This is a genomic window from Streptomyces sp. NPDC029216 (assembly GCF_040648015.1).
In the GTDB taxonomy this organism is placed as follows: Bacteria; Actinomycetota; Actinomycetes; order Streptomycetales; family Streptomycetaceae; genus Streptomyces.
Window position 1 is genome coordinate 1 of sequence record NZ_JBEZWL010000186.1, and the last position, 13,350, is coordinate 13,350.

At 73.1% G+C, this 13,350-nt stretch carries 13 protein-coding genes, 6 tRNA genes and 1 pseudogene; 10 read left to right on the plus strand and 10 right to left on the minus strand.

Going from position 1 to position 13,350, the window contains the following annotated elements; translation table 11 throughout:
• Positions 1 to 472 (plus strand): annotated as a pseudogene (locus AB0F18_RS35500) (hypothetical protein); the annotation flags it as partial.
• A 63-nt stretch (positions 473 to 535) separates the two neighbouring features.
• Here AB0F18_RS35500 and AB0F18_RS35505 read toward each other — a convergent pair.
• A tRNA-Val gene (locus tag AB0F18_RS35505) sits at positions 536 to 607 on the minus strand.
• Positions 608 to 664: 57 nt separating this feature from the next.
• On the minus strand, positions 665 to 1,102 hold the full coding sequence (locus tag AB0F18_RS35510; protein ID WP_362068452.1) for a TIGR02611 family protein: 438 nt from the start codon (positions 1,100 to 1,102) through the stop codon (positions 665 to 667).
• A gap of 177 nt (positions 1,103 to 1,279) precedes the next feature.
• On the opposite strand from AB0F18_RS35510, the gene AB0F18_RS35515 reads away from it, so the two are divergent.
• Together AB0F18_RS35515 and AB0F18_RS35520 are read left to right on the plus strand one after the other, a co-directional pair.
• Positions 1,280 to 1,693, plus strand: a complete 414-nt coding sequence (locus AB0F18_RS35515; protein ID WP_030011909.1) for an SsgA family sporulation/cell division regulator — start codon at positions 1,280 to 1,282, stop codon at positions 1,691 to 1,693.
• Positions 1,694 to 1,912: 219 nt separating this feature from the next.
• The gene (locus AB0F18_RS35520) at positions 1,913 to 2,527 is read left to right on the plus strand and encodes a CGNR zinc finger domain-containing protein (RefSeq protein WP_362068455.1); all 615 of its coding nucleotides are present in this window, start codon (positions 1,913 to 1,915) and stop codon (positions 2,525 to 2,527) included.
• On the opposite strand, the gene AB0F18_RS35525 is transcribed toward AB0F18_RS35520, so the two are convergent.
• Positions 2,486 to 2,686, minus strand: coding sequence for a hypothetical protein (locus tag AB0F18_RS35525; RefSeq protein ID WP_362068458.1), 201 nt, complete (start codon positions 2,684 to 2,686; stop codon positions 2,486 to 2,488). The genes AB0F18_RS35520 and AB0F18_RS35525 overlap by 42 nt on opposite strands.
• 164 nt (positions 2,687 to 2,850) lie before the next feature.
• On the minus strand, positions 2,851 to 3,261 hold the full coding sequence (locus tag AB0F18_RS35530; protein WP_362068461.1) for a hypothetical protein: 411 nt from the start codon (positions 3,259 to 3,261) through the stop codon (positions 2,851 to 2,853).
• A 163-nt stretch (positions 3,262 to 3,424) separates the two neighbouring features.
• Between AB0F18_RS35530 and AB0F18_RS35535 the strand changes: the two genes are divergently transcribed.
• Positions 3,425 to 3,922: a DsbA family protein gene (locus tag AB0F18_RS35535; RefSeq protein ID WP_362068464.1), complete on the plus strand. Its 498-nt coding sequence runs from the start codon at positions 3,425 to 3,427 to the stop codon at positions 3,920 to 3,922.
• Between the two features lie 13 nt (positions 3,923 to 3,935).
• Here AB0F18_RS35535 and AB0F18_RS35540 read toward each other — a convergent pair whose 3' ends face one another.
• From AB0F18_RS35540 to AB0F18_RS35550, 3 genes are read right to left on the minus strand one after another with little or no spacing between them, the layout of a single operon-like run.
• A complete protein-coding gene (locus AB0F18_RS35540; RefSeq protein WP_362068467.1) occupies positions 3,936 to 4,769 on the minus strand; it encodes a GNAT family N-acetyltransferase in 834 nt (277 codons plus the stop codon).
• A 50-nt stretch (positions 4,770 to 4,819) separates the two neighbouring features.
• Complete coding sequence (locus tag AB0F18_RS35545) at positions 4,820 to 5,641, minus strand: aminodeoxychorismate lyase (RefSeq protein WP_362068470.1); 822 nt, start codon at positions 5,639 to 5,641, stop codon at positions 4,820 to 4,822.
• A complete protein-coding gene (locus AB0F18_RS35550; RefSeq protein ID WP_362068473.1) occupies positions 5,638 to 6,732 on the minus strand; it encodes a chorismate-binding protein in 1,095 nt (364 codons plus the stop codon). The genes AB0F18_RS35545 and AB0F18_RS35550 overlap by 4 nt, the downstream gene beginning before the upstream one ends.
• 181 nt (positions 6,733 to 6,913) lie before the next feature.
• Here AB0F18_RS35550 and AB0F18_RS35555 point away from each other — a divergent pair.
• The 5 genes from AB0F18_RS35555 (at position 6,914) to AB0F18_RS35575 (ending at position 7,409) form a co-directional block, all read left to right on the plus strand.
• Positions 6,914 to 6,986, plus strand: a tRNA-Gly gene (locus AB0F18_RS35555).
• Between the two features lie 38 nt (positions 6,987 to 7,024).
• Positions 7,025 to 7,098: transfer RNA gene (locus tag AB0F18_RS35560), tRNA-Cys, on the plus strand.
• Between the two features lies 1 nt (position 7,099).
• Positions 7,100 to 7,171 (plus strand) — tRNA-Val (locus AB0F18_RS35565).
• Between the two features lie 34 nt (positions 7,172 to 7,205).
• A tRNA-Val gene (locus tag AB0F18_RS35570) sits at positions 7,206 to 7,277 on the plus strand.
• Positions 7,278 to 7,337: 60 nt separating this feature from the next.
• Positions 7,338 to 7,409: transfer RNA gene (locus tag AB0F18_RS35575), tRNA-Val, on the plus strand.
• A 221-nt stretch (positions 7,410 to 7,630) separates the two neighbouring features.
• Here AB0F18_RS35575 and AB0F18_RS35580 read toward each other — a convergent pair.
• Positions 7,631 to 7,816 carry a hypothetical protein gene (locus AB0F18_RS35580; RefSeq protein ID WP_362068476.1) on the minus strand — a complete coding sequence of 62 codons (186 nt, stop codon included), beginning with the start codon at positions 7,814 to 7,816 and terminating at the stop codon, positions 7,631 to 7,633.
• Positions 7,817 to 8,367: 551 nt separating this feature from the next.
• On the opposite strand from AB0F18_RS35580, the gene AB0F18_RS35585 reads away from it, so the two are divergent.
• Positions 8,368 to 9,618 carry a protein kinase gene (locus tag AB0F18_RS35585; RefSeq protein WP_362068486.1) on the plus strand — a complete coding sequence of 417 codons (1,251 nt, stop codon included), beginning with the start codon at positions 8,368 to 8,370 and terminating at the stop codon, positions 9,616 to 9,618.
• A 133-nt stretch (positions 9,619 to 9,751) separates the two neighbouring features.
• On the opposite strand, the gene AB0F18_RS35590 is transcribed toward AB0F18_RS35585, so the two are convergent.
• Both AB0F18_RS35590 and cobA read right to left on the minus strand, forming a co-directional pair.
• Positions 9,752 to 10,567, minus strand: a complete 816-nt coding sequence (locus tag AB0F18_RS35590) for an RNA methyltransferase (protein ID WP_362068479.1) — start codon at positions 10,565 to 10,567, stop codon at positions 9,752 to 9,754.
• 42 nt (positions 10,568 to 10,609) lie between these two features.
• Complete coding sequence (gene cobA, locus AB0F18_RS35595) at positions 10,610 to 11,878, minus strand: uroporphyrinogen-III C-methyltransferase (RefSeq protein WP_362068483.1); 1,269 nt, start codon at positions 11,876 to 11,878, stop codon at positions 10,610 to 10,612.
• Positions 11,879 to 13,350 lie beyond the last annotated feature (1,472 nt).

The window sequence follows — 13,350 nt, forward strand, 5'->3', positions numbered from 1 at the left end:
GGCCGTGTGGGCGCGGCTGGGCGCGTCGGGGGTGGCGGTGCCGGAGGCGTACACGCTGCCGGTGACGGCCCTGGGCCTGGCGGTGGGGCTGGTGCGCCGCCGCCGGGACCCGGCGGCCTCGTCCTGGGCGGCGTACGGGCCGGGGCTGGGGGCGACGCTGCTGCCGGGCCTGGTGGCCGTGTGGGGCGACCCGTACTGGCCGCGGCCGCTGCTGCTGGGCCTGGGGGCGCTCGCGGTGACCCTGGCGGGGGCGCACCGCCGGCTCCGGGCGCCGCTGCTGCTGGGCGGGGTGACGCTGGCGGCGGTGGCGGTGCACGAGCTGGCGCCGTACGTGGTCCAGGTGGTGGGGCTGCTGCCGCGCTGGGCGCCGCCGGCCCTGGCGGGCCTGCTGCTCCTGGCGGTGGGGGCGACGTACGAGAGGCGGCTGCGCGACGCCCGCAGGCTGCGCGAGGCGCTCGGCCGGCTCCGCTGAGGGGCCGGGGGTACGGCAGAGGCCCCGGAGACTCTTGCGAATCTCCGGGGCCTCTGCTCCGGGTGGGCGATACTGGGATCGAACCAGTGACCCCTTCGGTGTGAACGAAGTGCTCTCCCGCTGAGCTAATCGCCCGGGCACACCGCAAACATTACCGCATGTCAGCGGTGCTCCATGACCACCCCCGGACGGTCACTGGTCCTTGATGTTCCACGGCAGGACCAGGCCGTACTTCCACAGGTAGAAGCCGATCAGCGCGCCGGCGACCACGAGGCCCACGCTGGTGAGGATGATGTTGCGGCGCCGGACCTTCGGGTCGAGCGCCTTCTGCGCGGCCTCGGTGACCTTCCGCTTCGTCCAGCGCAGCACGAGGCTGGCCCACGCGAACTCGGTGGCCCAGATCGCCAGGCCGGCGAAGATCGCGACCCAGCCCGGTCCCGGCAGGACGAGCATCGCGATGCCTGCGCCGATGACGACCAGGCCGACGACGAAGACGCCGACCTGCCAGCTCAGGTGCAGGCTGCGGTTGGCCTTGATGAAGGCGGGCGCCTTCGAGACGTGCGGCGCATCCTCGGCGGCCGTCTCGCCCGTAGCGGATTCGTTGGTTCCGCGGTCACTCCCCGTATCCATGACGACGAATCTACCGGAGCCGGAAGCACACGTGAATGCCGGTTTGGATCCGCCATCCGAGGGACCCAGAGGTCCGCAAAACGGTCAGAGGGGTTTACAACGGCACCGTAGGTGGCATGTCGATTTCGCCGACGTGCGAATCCCCGAGCGCACACTGAGCGAAAGGCCCTGGCGCTTATGAACACCACGGTCAGCTGCGAGCTGCACCTGCGCCTCGTTGTGTCGAGCGAGTCCTCACTGCCTGTTCCGGCGGGCCTGCGGTATGACACGGCCGATCCCTACGCCGTGCACGCCACCTTCCACACCGGCGCCGAGGAGACGGTCGAATGGGTGTTCGCCCGCGACCTCCTCGCTGAGGGCCTCCACCGGCCTACCGGTACCGGCGACGTCCGCGTCTGGCCGTCCCGCAGCCACGGTCAGGGCGTCGTCTGCATCGCCCTGAGCTCACCGGAGGGAGAAGCGCTCCTGGAAGCGCCCGCCCGAGCCCTCGAGTCGTTCCTGAAGCGCACGGATGCCGCGGTCCCGCCCGGGACCGAGCACCGGCACTTCGACCTCGACAAGGAGCTCTCCCACATCCTGGCCGAAAGCTGAGCCAGGCCACCCCCAGCCGCCCGGCACCGTCCGACTCGGGGCGACGGTGCCGCACGGACAACCCCATACGGCACTACCGGCGCTGTCCTCGCGGGAGCCACCCGCGGGGGCGGCGCCGGTGTGCTGCCCGGACAGCCTGTTGACGCCAACCGCTAGAGTCGGCCCCCAGCGGCGGCAGCGGCCCGTCGCCGCCAGGCCGGCCTCCAGGGAGCGACCCCCGTGCAGATCCCCCACGACACCCGTCGCGCGCTCGACGTCGTCGTCGCGCTGGTCAACACCGCGGCCGAGCCGGACCAGCCCGACGGACTGGCCGACGTCGCCGCACTGAGCGGCTTCGTCAAGGAGCACGCGATCAGCGACGTCGGCGAGCTCGGCGCCCGCGACCTCTCCGGCGTCCGGACGGTGCGGGGCAAGTTCGCGCAGATCTTCGCCGCGCCGAACTCCCGCGCGGCCGCCTCGCTGATCAACGAACTGGTCGCCACGGCCGGCACCACCCCGCAGCTGACCGACCACGACGGCTACGACTGGCACGTGCACTACTTCGCGCCCGGCGCCTCCGTGGGCGACCACCTGGCGGCCGACGGCGGCATGGCGCTGGCCTTCATCGTGGTCTCCGGCGAGCAGGAGCGGCTGCGCCGCTGCGAGGCCCCGGACTGCCGGCGCGCCTTCGTGGACCTCTCCCGCAACCGCTCGCGCCGCTACTGCGACAGCCGGACCTGCGGGAACCGGCTGCACGTGGCCGCGTACCGGGCGCGCCGCAAGGGGGCCGACAGCCACCCGGAGGAGCCCGGCTCAGAGCAGGTAGAGGTCGTGCACGGCGGCGAGCAGCAGTAGGAGCCCGATCACCGCCAGGAAGATCATCAGCGGCGGCTGGGAGAGGGCGAAGAGACAGCCGCGCGCTTCGGGGGACGAGGGGCGCGCGGGAGCCAGGGCGACGGGGGCCTCGGCAACGGGAACGGGAGCCGGCGGCTCACCCTGCGATGTGTCGAGCATGTCGGGCCGATGATCGCGCAGCGCACACCCCGGACGCCCCCAACACGCCATGAATCACGCGGGAGTTCGCCGACTCTCCTCAGTTCGGGTGGTTTCCCCGGGGTTCTCCCCCGCGCCGCACGCCCGGTGCGCTAGCGGGAACGGCATGATCCGAAAGACGCGGCCTAGATCCCGTGCTTCTTGAGGATCGCCTCGATGTCGGAGAAGTCCTCCGCCGGGGCGCCCTGCGGCTTCGGGGCCGCCCCGGTGGTACCGCCGCCGAGGGCGGGCGCGGAGGCGCCGGGGGCGACGGCCTCCGGGGACTTCGCGGAGCCGCCCGCGGCGCGGCGCTCGACCGCGCGGGTGGTGGTGAACAGCAGCCAGGCCAGGCCCAGCAGCCCGAAGCCGATCCACACGGCCGGCCGGAAGACGATCCCGGACACCCACTCCACCACACCGGTCAGCACCAGGCCCACCGGCACCAGCGCGTACGCGGTGATCCGCGCGGCCTTCAGGAAGCGCCGGCGGTACGCGGTCACGGCGGCGATGCCCAGGCCCGCCGCGGACACCGCGGAACAGATGGTCTCGGCGAGCATGCGGTCCTCCGGCGGTCTGCGGTGGGCGATCTGTCCCTTCCATCCTGCACCGGCCCCCGCCGCGACGGCCATGCCCGCGGCCCCGCACGGGCCGATCTCCGGGAGATCTCCGGGTCGGCTCTCCTCCCCGGGTGCCCCCCGGGGGGTCTGGGAGACTGTCCGTATGACCGATTCCGTGATCCTCGACGTCTGGTGCGAACTCCAGTGCCCGGACTGCCACAGCGCTCTGGACGACGTGCGCGCCCTGCGGGCCCGCTACGGCGACCGGCTGGACATCCGGCTGCGCCACTTCCCGCTGGAGAAGCACAAGCACGCCTTCGCCGCCGCGCAGGCCGCCGAGGAGGCCCTGGAGCAGGGGCAGGGCTGGCCGTACGCGGAGGCGGTGCTGGCCAGGACGGCCGAGCTCGGCGAGCGCGGCGAGGCCGTCCTGCTGGACGTGGCGCGTGAACTGGGCCTGGACGCCGAGGAGTTCGACACCGCCCTGATCGACGGCCGGCACATCCTGATCGTCGACGCCGACCAGGCCGAGGGCAAGGCCATCGGCGTGACCGGCACCCCGACCTATGTGATCGACGGCGAGCGCCTCGACGGCGGCAAGAGCCAGGAGGGCCTGCGCGCCCGCATCGAGGAGATCGCCGACCGGCTCCTCGCCGCAGGCTGACTCTCCGGCCGGCTCAGATGAGCTCCTTGGCGTAGTTGACGTCCGTGGTCCGGTAGCCGAGGGACTCGTACAGCCGCAGGGCCGGGGTGTTGGCGGCGAAGACGTGCAGCGCCAGCTCCCGGTGGCCCTGTGCGATCGCCGTGCGCTCCGCGAGGAGCATCAGGTCCCGCCCGTAGCCGTGGCCCCGGTGCTCCTCGGCGACCGCGACGTCGTACACGTACGCCCCCGCGCCGCCCTCCCCGGCCGGCGCGAGCCACACGTGGCCGACCGGGGCCCCCGCGGCCTCCAGGACGGCGAAGGTGACCCCGGGGGTGTCCGGGCCCTGCGGGAGCTGCGCGTCGTGGTCGGCCTCCGACTTGGCCCGCGCGGCCTCGGGCCGCATGCCCCGGGCCGTCCAGCTCGCCGCGTACTCCTCGCGGGCCCGCACGTTCCACACCTCGTACTCGGCCGCCGTCATCGGGCGGCCCCGCACCCCCTCGGAGAGGGCCGGGGGTCGGTCCGGGAGCTCCTTGGCCATGTTCCGGCCCGTCTCGGCGTACCCGAGGGCCGCGGCGAGCCGCAGACCGCCCGCGGAGCCGGCCGGGACCGAGATCCGCACCCGGCGGCAGCCCCAGCCGCGCAGCACCTCCTCGGCGGCCAGCGCGGCGACCGTGGCCCGGCCGCGGCGGCGGTCCGGCTCGTCGATGGCCAGGTCCCGGATCTCCCCCACCGTCGGCCCGAAGGGCGTGTCGGCGGCGATCAGGAGCGTGCCGACGCGCCTGCTGTTGACGCGGACCTCGTACGGGCGCGAGCGCGCGCCGCCCTCGCTCTGCTGAAGCGGCCCGCTCGGCCGCAGGGTGGTGGTCATCCGTCGAGTTCTACCCGCCCCGCGCCCCGGTGACCACGGTGCGCGGCGGCTCAGGGGTCGATGTCGGACGCGGCGCGCTCCTCGAAGACCCGCATGGCCTTGACGGTGACCGGGCCGGGGGCGGCGGCCAGGGTGCGCCCGTCGACGCGGTGGACGGCCTGGACGTCGCGCAGGGTGGAGGTCAGGAAGACCTCCTCGGCCCGCTCCAGTACGTCGAAGGGCAGGTCGGTCTCGTGGGCGCCGGTCCATTCGACGGCCAGCGCGCGGGTGATGCCGGCGAGGCAGCCGGAGGCCACGGGCGGGGTGTGCAGCTCTCCGTCGAGGACGACGAAGACGTTGGAGCCGGTGCCCTCGCAGAGCTGTCCGACGGTGTTGGCGAAGAGGGCCTCGGAGGCGCCCGCCCGGTTCGCCCGGGCCAGGGCGACCACGTTCTCGGCGTAGGAGGTGGTCTTCAGGCCGGTCAGCGGGGAGCGTTCGTTGCGGACCCAGGGCACGGTGATCACGGCGGTGGTGTCGGGGCGGCGGGTGGTCTCGCCGACGGCGACGACCAGGGTGGGCCCGGTCTCGCCGCGGTCGGAGCCGAGCGGGGAGAGGCCGCCGGTGTAGGTGATCCGCAGCCGGCCGAGCGGCATCGGGTTGGCGTCCAGGACGGCGGCGCAGGCGCGGCGGACCTCGTCGAGGTCGGGGTCGGGCAGGCCGAGGCCGCGGGCGGAGCGGGTGAGCCGCTCCAGGTGCCGGGTGAGGGCGAAGAGGGTGCCGTTCTCGGCCTTGAGCGTCTCGAAGACCCCGTCGCCCACGGTCATCCCGTGGTCGAGGACGGACACCTTCGCGTCGTCGGCGTCCCGCAGTGTTCCGTCGAGCCAGATCCTCACCGTACGGTTCCTCCACTCAGGTCGTGCGTCTCGTGTGCGCCCTGCTGTACGCCCGGCATCGGCTCGCCCGAGGCCAGCGCGAGCAGCCGGGCGGCCTTCAGCTCGGTCTCGGCCCACTCCCGCTCGGGGTCGGAGCCCCAGGTGATGCCGGCGCCGGTGCCGAAGCTCAGGCGGGGGCCGCCGGGGGCCTCGCGGTCGATCCAGAAGGTGCGGATGCCGACGGCGAGCGCGGCGGTGCCGCGGTCGGCGTCGACCCAGCCGATGCCTCCACAGTAGGGGCCGCGCGGGGCGGTCTCCAGCTCTTCGATGATCCGCAGGGCGGAGGACTTGGGCGCGCCGGTCACGGAGCCGGGCGGGAAGGTGGCGGACAGCAGCTCGGGCCAGCCGGCGCCCTCGGCGAGCTCGCCGCTGACGGTGGAGACCAGGTGGACCAGGCCGGGGTGCTCCTCCAGGGCGCACAGCTCCGGGACGGTGACGGAGCCGGTGGCGCAGACGCGGCCCAGGTCGTTGCGGACGAGGTCCACGATCATCACGTTCTCGGCGTGGTCCTTGGGCAGCAGGTCGGCGGCGGTGCGGCCGGTGCCCTTGATCGGTCCGGACTCGACGCGGCGGCCGGCCCGGCGCAGGTACAGCTCCGGGGAGGCGGTGGCGATCTCCACGCCGTGCGCGCGGAGCCGAATCGTTCCTGCATAGGGGGCGGGGTTGCCGCGCGCGAGGAGGGCGGTCAGGGCGTCCACGTCGGCGGCGGCCGGGTCGGGCAGGGGCGCGGAGACCACGCGGCAGAGGTTGGCCTGATAGACCTCGCCGGCCGCGATGTACTCGCGGATCCGGCGGACGCCCGCGACGTACGCGGAGCGGTCCAGGGAGGAGGTCCAGCGGCCGGCGGCGGGTCCGCGCCAGGCGCCGGGGACGGGCGCGGGCACCGGGGCGGGGCGTATGTCCCCGAAGCGCGCGCAGATCAGCCGGCCTTCGAAGTCCGCGCTCACCACCCAGAACCCGGTGGAGTCGAGGGCGGCGGGATCGCTGGTGACGTCCCGGAGGTCGGTTGCGAGGAGGCCGCCGAAGCGGGCCAGGGGAGGCAGGTCGTGCACGGCTGCGAGTCTATGACCGGTGGCGGGATGGCGCCGGTGAGGTGACCGACAGGTGACCTCCGGTGATCGGGTGGCAGCACGCTGCGGAAACGCGTTTTTGAGCTGGCCCGGGAATCCGCTAGAGTTCAACACGTCGCCAGGGAGCGAAGGGGAAAAACCCCGGAGCGAACACGGTGACACTGCGGACGTAGCTCAGTTGGTAGAGCACCACCTTGCCAAGGTGGATGTCGCGAGTTCGAGTCTCGTCGTCCGCTCTGAGTGGGGGATCTTCCCGAGACCCCGCACACTCCGAGGTGGAGTGGCCGAGAGGCGAGGCAACGGCCTGCAAAGCCGTCTACACGGGTTCAAATCCCGTCTCCACCTCCAAGGACGATTAGCTCAGCGGGAGAGCGCTTCCCTGACACGGAAGAGGTCACTGGTTCAATCCCAGTATCGTCCACTGGTCCGAAAGGGCCCGGTCCGCAAGGATCCCCGCGCGATTAGCTCAGCGGGAGAGCGCTTCCCTGACACGGAAGAGGTCACTGGTTCAATCCCAGTATCGCGCACGCAGTACCAGCAACACCTCGCAGTAACCCTGTTTGACCTGCGGTTCCTTACCGTAGCCCGCGCGATTAGCTCAGCGGGAGAGCGCTTCCCTGACACGGAAGAGGTCACTGGTTCAATCCCAGTATCGCGCACAGCAACCGGAAGCCCCGGCCGTCTCGACGGCCGGGGCTTCCGTGCGTGTGCCGCGTACCAGGGTGTGAAAGTGCCGGGGCGTGAAAAAGGGTGTTGCCCGTCCGGCTCCCCAGCCGTACGGGCAACACCCTTCAACTGCCGTCCGTCGCTCCCCCGTCCCCACGGGGTTCGACAGGCCGATGTCCCGGCCCGGGCCGCTCTCCCGGACCCGGGGCGCCGCTCAGCGCCCCAGCATCACGCCCACGGACGACGCCTGCGCCGCCACCTGATCGAAACCTCCGAAGAGGAAGAGCAGGAAGGCGGCCAGGGGGAGCACCATGGCCGCGGCCACCAGCGGGTGACGCGTACCGGACTCATGGCCGTTGAACGCGAAGAGCTTGCGTCCTTGCCGTGCGATGTCCGCCATGGTCCTCTCCCTGTCGTTTGGCAGCGGCGGGCTTGTGACCTCGGGGGACGAGTGCTCCACCCGCCGCTTGTCTTCAACACTAGGTGGCTGGAAGGCCCCTGGCCTCATGCCCTCGTACCCATTGCCGGGCCTCCAGGAGGATGAGGCGGACGCCCGCGGCCTACTCCCCTGGGTGGAGATCCCTCCCCCTCGTTGGGGGTCTTCCCGGAGGGGATGACCGGAGGGTAGTGACTTCGCTCACTTCCGTCACTCCCCGCGCACGCGTGTCCTCGTACGGGGTGTTGACGGTCCCGGTCCCGCGCCGGAGCCCCTCCCCCGCCGTCATGGCCGCTCGCATGGCCTGCGGGGAGGTCAATCCCCTTGACCCGAGGGGCCCTTGGGGGCCAGGGACGGAGTCCCCCGAACGGGGGTCCCGGGACCTGGCACACCCTCAAGTGGCCTGCCCCGCACTGACAATCGAATCTCCCGACGAGGGCGCGGCCTCTGAGCGCTGGTGCCGGATGGTCCGTAAGCTGTGCCAGGTCAGCAGGACGACCGTCAGCGGGGTGGACATGGCGATGATGCGGCTCCGGCGCGAGGACCCGCGTGTCGTCGGCTCCTTCAGACTGCACCGGCGCCTCGGCGCCGGCGGGATGGGCGTCGTCTACCTGGGCTCCGACCGGCGCGGCCAGCGCGTCGCCCTCAAGGTGATCCGGCCCGACCTCGCCGAGGACCAGGAGTTCCGCTCCCGGTTCGCCCGCGAGGTGTCCGCCGCCCGGCGGATCCGCGGCGGGTGCACCGCCCGGCTGGTGGCCGCCGACCTGGAGGCCGAGCGCCCCTGGTTCGCCACCCAGTACGTGCCCGGCCCCTCGCTGCACGACAAGGTGGCCGAGGAAGGCCCCCTGACGGCCGCGCAGATCGCCGCCATCGGCGCCGCGCTGTCGGAGGGGCTCGTCGCCGTCCACGAGGCCGGGGTCGTCCACCGGGACCTGAAGCCCTCGAACATCCTGCTGTCGCCCAAGGGGCCGCGGATCATCGACTTCGGCATCGCCTGGGCCACGGGTGCCAGCACCCTGACCCACGTCGGTACCGCGGTCGGCTCCCCCGGCTTCCTCGCACCCGAGCAGGTGCGCGGCGCCGCCGTCACCCCGGCCACGGACGTGTTCTCCCTCGGCGCCACCCTCGCCTACGCCGCGACCGCCGACTCGCCCTTCGGGCACGGCAGTTCCGAGGTCATGCTGTACCGGGTCGTGCACGAGGAACCGCACCTGGTCGGCGTCCCCGACGCGCTCGCCCCGCTGGTTCAGGCCTGCCTGGCCAAGGACCCCGAAGAACGTCCGAGCACGCTCCAGCTGTCGATGCGGCTCAAGGAGATCGCCGCCCGCGAGGCCCAGGGGCTGGGCGACGGGCGCCCTCCGGCGCAGCGGGCCCGAGTCGAACGGCCCACCGGCCGGCTGCCCGAGCGGGCCGCCGGGTACGCGGGGCAGGACACGGAGCGCCGTACGGGGGGCGGCCGCACGGGAGAGCGCACCGGCGAGCGGGCGGGAGAGCGGCCCGCGGACCGGCCCGGGGGCGCCACCCCCGCCCCGCGGCCGCAGGGGCCGCACAGCGGGGCGCGGCCGCGGCCGTCGGGGTCCCGCAACCCCGGGTCGACGGCGGGGCGTACGGGGGGCCGTACGGGGCCGCGTACCGGGCCGCGCACGACCGGTACGGGTCGGCGGCCGTCACGGCCGGACCCGAAGCTGCTGCGGCAGCGGCTGATCGTGTTCGTGGTCGTGACGCTGCTCGTGGCGCTGGGGATCGCGCTCGCGCAGAAGCTGTGAGGCCGTGAAGACGCCGAAGGGGCGCCCCGCCGTGCGGCAGGGCGCCCCTTCGGTATGTGCGGGGAGCTCGCTGGGGTCTGTCGTCAAAGTCCCGTCGTCGCCCGCGGGGCAGACGGAACTTTGACGACAGACCCTAGGAGCGGGGGCCGCCCGCCACCGCGTAGAAGGCCACCGCCGCGGCCGCGCCCACGTTGAGCGAGTCCACGCCGTGCGCCATGGGGATCCGTACCCACTCGTCGGCGGCGACCAGCGCCTGCGTCGACAGGCCGTCGCCCTCGGCGCCGAGCATCAGTGCCACCCGCTCCAGGGTGTGCGGGGCCGCCACGTCGATCGGGGAGGCCTTCTCGTGCGGGGTGAGGGCGAGCAGCTTGAACCCCGCCTCACGGACGGTGTCCAGGCTCTTGGGCCACGCCTCCAGGCGGGCGTAGGGGACGGAGAACACCGCACCCATGGAGACCTTCACCGAGCGGCGGTAGAGCGGGTCCGCGCAGTCGGGCGACAGCAGCACCGCGTCCATGCCGAGCGCGGCGGCGCTGCGGAAGATGGCCCCGATGTTGGTGTGGTCGTTGACCGCCTCCATGACCGCCACCCGGCGCGCCGAGGCCAGGAGCTCCTGCGCCGTGGGCAGCGGCTTGCGCTGCATCGAGGCGAGGGCGCCGCGGTGCACGTGGTAGCCGGTGACGCGCTCGGCGAGGTCCGGGCTGACGGCGTACACCGGGGCGGGGATCTCGTCGATGACGTCGCGCATGACGTCCACCCACTTGGCGGAGAGCAGCATCGAGCGCATCTCGTACCCGGCGTCCTTGGCCCGCCGGATGACCTTCTCGCCCTCGGCGATGAACAGGCCCTCGGCGGGCTCGCGGCGCCGGCGCAGCTCCACGTCGGTCAGGCCCGTGTAGTCGCGCAGGCGGGGGTCGTCGGGGTCTTCGATGGTGATGAGATCAGCCACAGGGTGATACTGCCTTGTCCTGGGTGTGGTGCCAACGGCCTGTCAGGCGCTGGTGGTGGGGAGCTCGCCGGGGGTGGTGCCGGTGGTGGTGCCGGTGGTTGCGGGGGTGTTCACGCGTACCACCTCGCCGATGACGATGACGGCCGGCGGGCGGACCTCCTGGGCGCGGACGGTCTCGCCGACCGTGGCCAGGGTGGCGTCCACCCGGCGCTGGGTGGCGGTGGTGCCCTCCTGGACGACGGCGACCGGGGTGTCGGACGGGCGGCCGTGCTTGACCAGCGCCTCGGCGATCAGCCCGATCTTGTCGACGCCCATCAGGATGACGAGCGTGCCGGTGAGCTTGGCGAGCGCGGCCCAGTCCACGAGGGAACGCGGGTCGTCGGGGCCGACGTGGCCGCTGACCACAGTGAACTCGTGCGCCACGCCGCGGTGGGTGACGGGGATCCCGGCGGCGCTCGGGACCGAGATGGAGCTGGAGATGCCCGGCACGACGGTGCAGGGGATGCCGTGCTCGGCGAGGGCCTGGAGCTCCTCCATGCCGCGCCCGAAGACGTACGGGTCGCCGCCCTTGAGCCGGACCACGGCCTTGCCGGCCTTGGCGTGCTCGATGAGGGCGTTGTTGATGGCCTCCTGGGCCATGAAACGGCCGTACGGGATCTTCGCGGCGTCGATGACCTCGACGTGCGGCGGGAGCTCGTCGAGGAGGTCGCGGGGGCCGAGCCGGTCGGCGATCACCACGTCGGCCTCGGCGAGCAGGCGCCGGCCGCGCACGGTGATCAGGTCCGGGTCACCCGGTCCGCCGCCGACGAGGGCGACACCGGGGGTGTGCGGGCGGGCGGCGGTGAGGGAGCCGTCCCGCAGCCCCTCGACGACCGCGTCCCGGACGGCGGCGGAGCGCCGCGGGTCGTTGCCGCTGAGCACGGCCACCGTGACGCCCTCGACCCGGCCGGTCGCCGGCGTCCAGGCGGTCGCCGCCTCGGCGTCGTCGGCCCGCACGCACCAGACCCGCCTGGCCTCGGCCTCGGCGGAGGCACGGTCGTTGGCCTCACGGTCCCGGGTGGCGATCAGGGCGTACCAGGCACCGTCGAGGTCGCCGTCCTGGTAGCGGCGCCGCTCCCAGCGGATCTCGCCGGTCTCGGCCATCGCGTCCACGGAGGCGGTCGCGGAGGGAGAGACCAGCAGGACGTCCGCGCCGGCGGCGATGAGGGCGGGCAGGCGGCGCTGGGCGACCTGCCCGCCGCCGATGACGACGACGCGGCGCCCGGTCAGGCGCAGTCCTACGGGGTAGGCGGGGTGTGCCGGGTTTCCCATGGCGGTTGCGGCTCCTGATGCGGCGGGTGAGTTCGGCGGGGCCGCTGCTGCGCTGGAGCGGCTGGTCGGGCACACGGTGCGGGGCGCCCGTCCGGGACCACGATACGACCCATCGGCGCTGGTGGTACCTGCGGGGGCGAAGTTGGCGGGGGGTTTACGTCGGGACACGGAGCGGGACTTTTGCCCGCTCGGGGGGTGGGGGCGGGGCGGCCCGGCGGAGCGGTGGTGGGGGGGGTGGGGCGGGGTCGGGGGGTGGCGGGGTTCCGGCGGGGCGGTCTCAGGGAGGGGTTGGGGCTTTCCCGTCAGTCTCATCGTCCTTCCGCGCCGGGCCGCCCTGTCAAGGGCGCTCCCTTCGGTCGCGTCGCTTCGCGATGGCCTTCGGCCACCCTTGACAGCCCGTCCCGCCACGAAAAGCCGAAGACTGCCGGGAAACCCCCAAAGGAACGGGCCGGTCGTTCCTTGACGATGCGGCCGGATCAGCGATGAGGCGAGCGGGCCGGGTCCGGCAGACCGGGCATCCGACCCCTCCAGATCCTGATTCGGGCCCACCCCACGCCCCAGATCGCTACGCGCTCCTCATTTCTCGGCGTCCGCAGACCGCCTGGGCTTCAGCCCGCACCACAGGACGATCGAGACGGTCCCCGGGACCGGCAGGGGCGTCAGATCGCTACGCGCTCCTCGCGTCTCGGCGCCCGGCGGCCGTCTTGGGCTGATACCTGCACGGGACGACGATCAGGACGGCCTCCGGGAGCCCCTGGCGCACCAGATCGCTACGCGCTCCTCATCTCCGGCGGCCGACGGCCGTCCTGGGCTGAGGTCCGCGGCCGGCGTCAGCGTCTTGCGATTTCAGAGAGGCGATGGGTTCCAACTCCTTGGCGACCTCGACCTGTTGTTGAATCTCCTCCCGGGCCGAGGCCTGTCCGGAGTACACGCGAACCACCTCCGGGAACGCTGCGAGATCGAAGGCAGCCCCGCCGGAAGACCTTTCATGGCCGGGCGAGACGCGATACCTCGCGGCGCCGATCAGCAGCCCTTGGGCATAGTCCCCCACCGCCGCCAACGCCCAACCCGCCTGCGACCAGCCCCAGACGGCCGCCGGACGGCCGCCGGACGCCAAAACCTGGGCAGCGCGTAGCGATCTGAGGCGCCTGCCGGTCCCGGGGACCGTCTCGATCGTCCTGTGGTGCGGGTATCAGCCCCAGACTGGCTGCGGACGCCGAGACGGGAGGAGCGCGTAGCGATCTGGGGCGTGGGCTGGTCCCGAATCAGGGATCTGAGGGGCCGGATGCCCGGTCTGCTGGGCCCGGCCTGCCCGGCTCATCGCTGAGGGGCTGGTCCTGTCATGTCGACCGGCCCGTCCTTTTGGGGGTTTCCCGGCAGTCCTTGTCTTTCCGGGGCGGGACGGGCTGTCAAGGGTGGCCGAAGGCCATCGCGAAGCGACGCGACCGAAGGGAGCGCCCTTGACAGGCCGG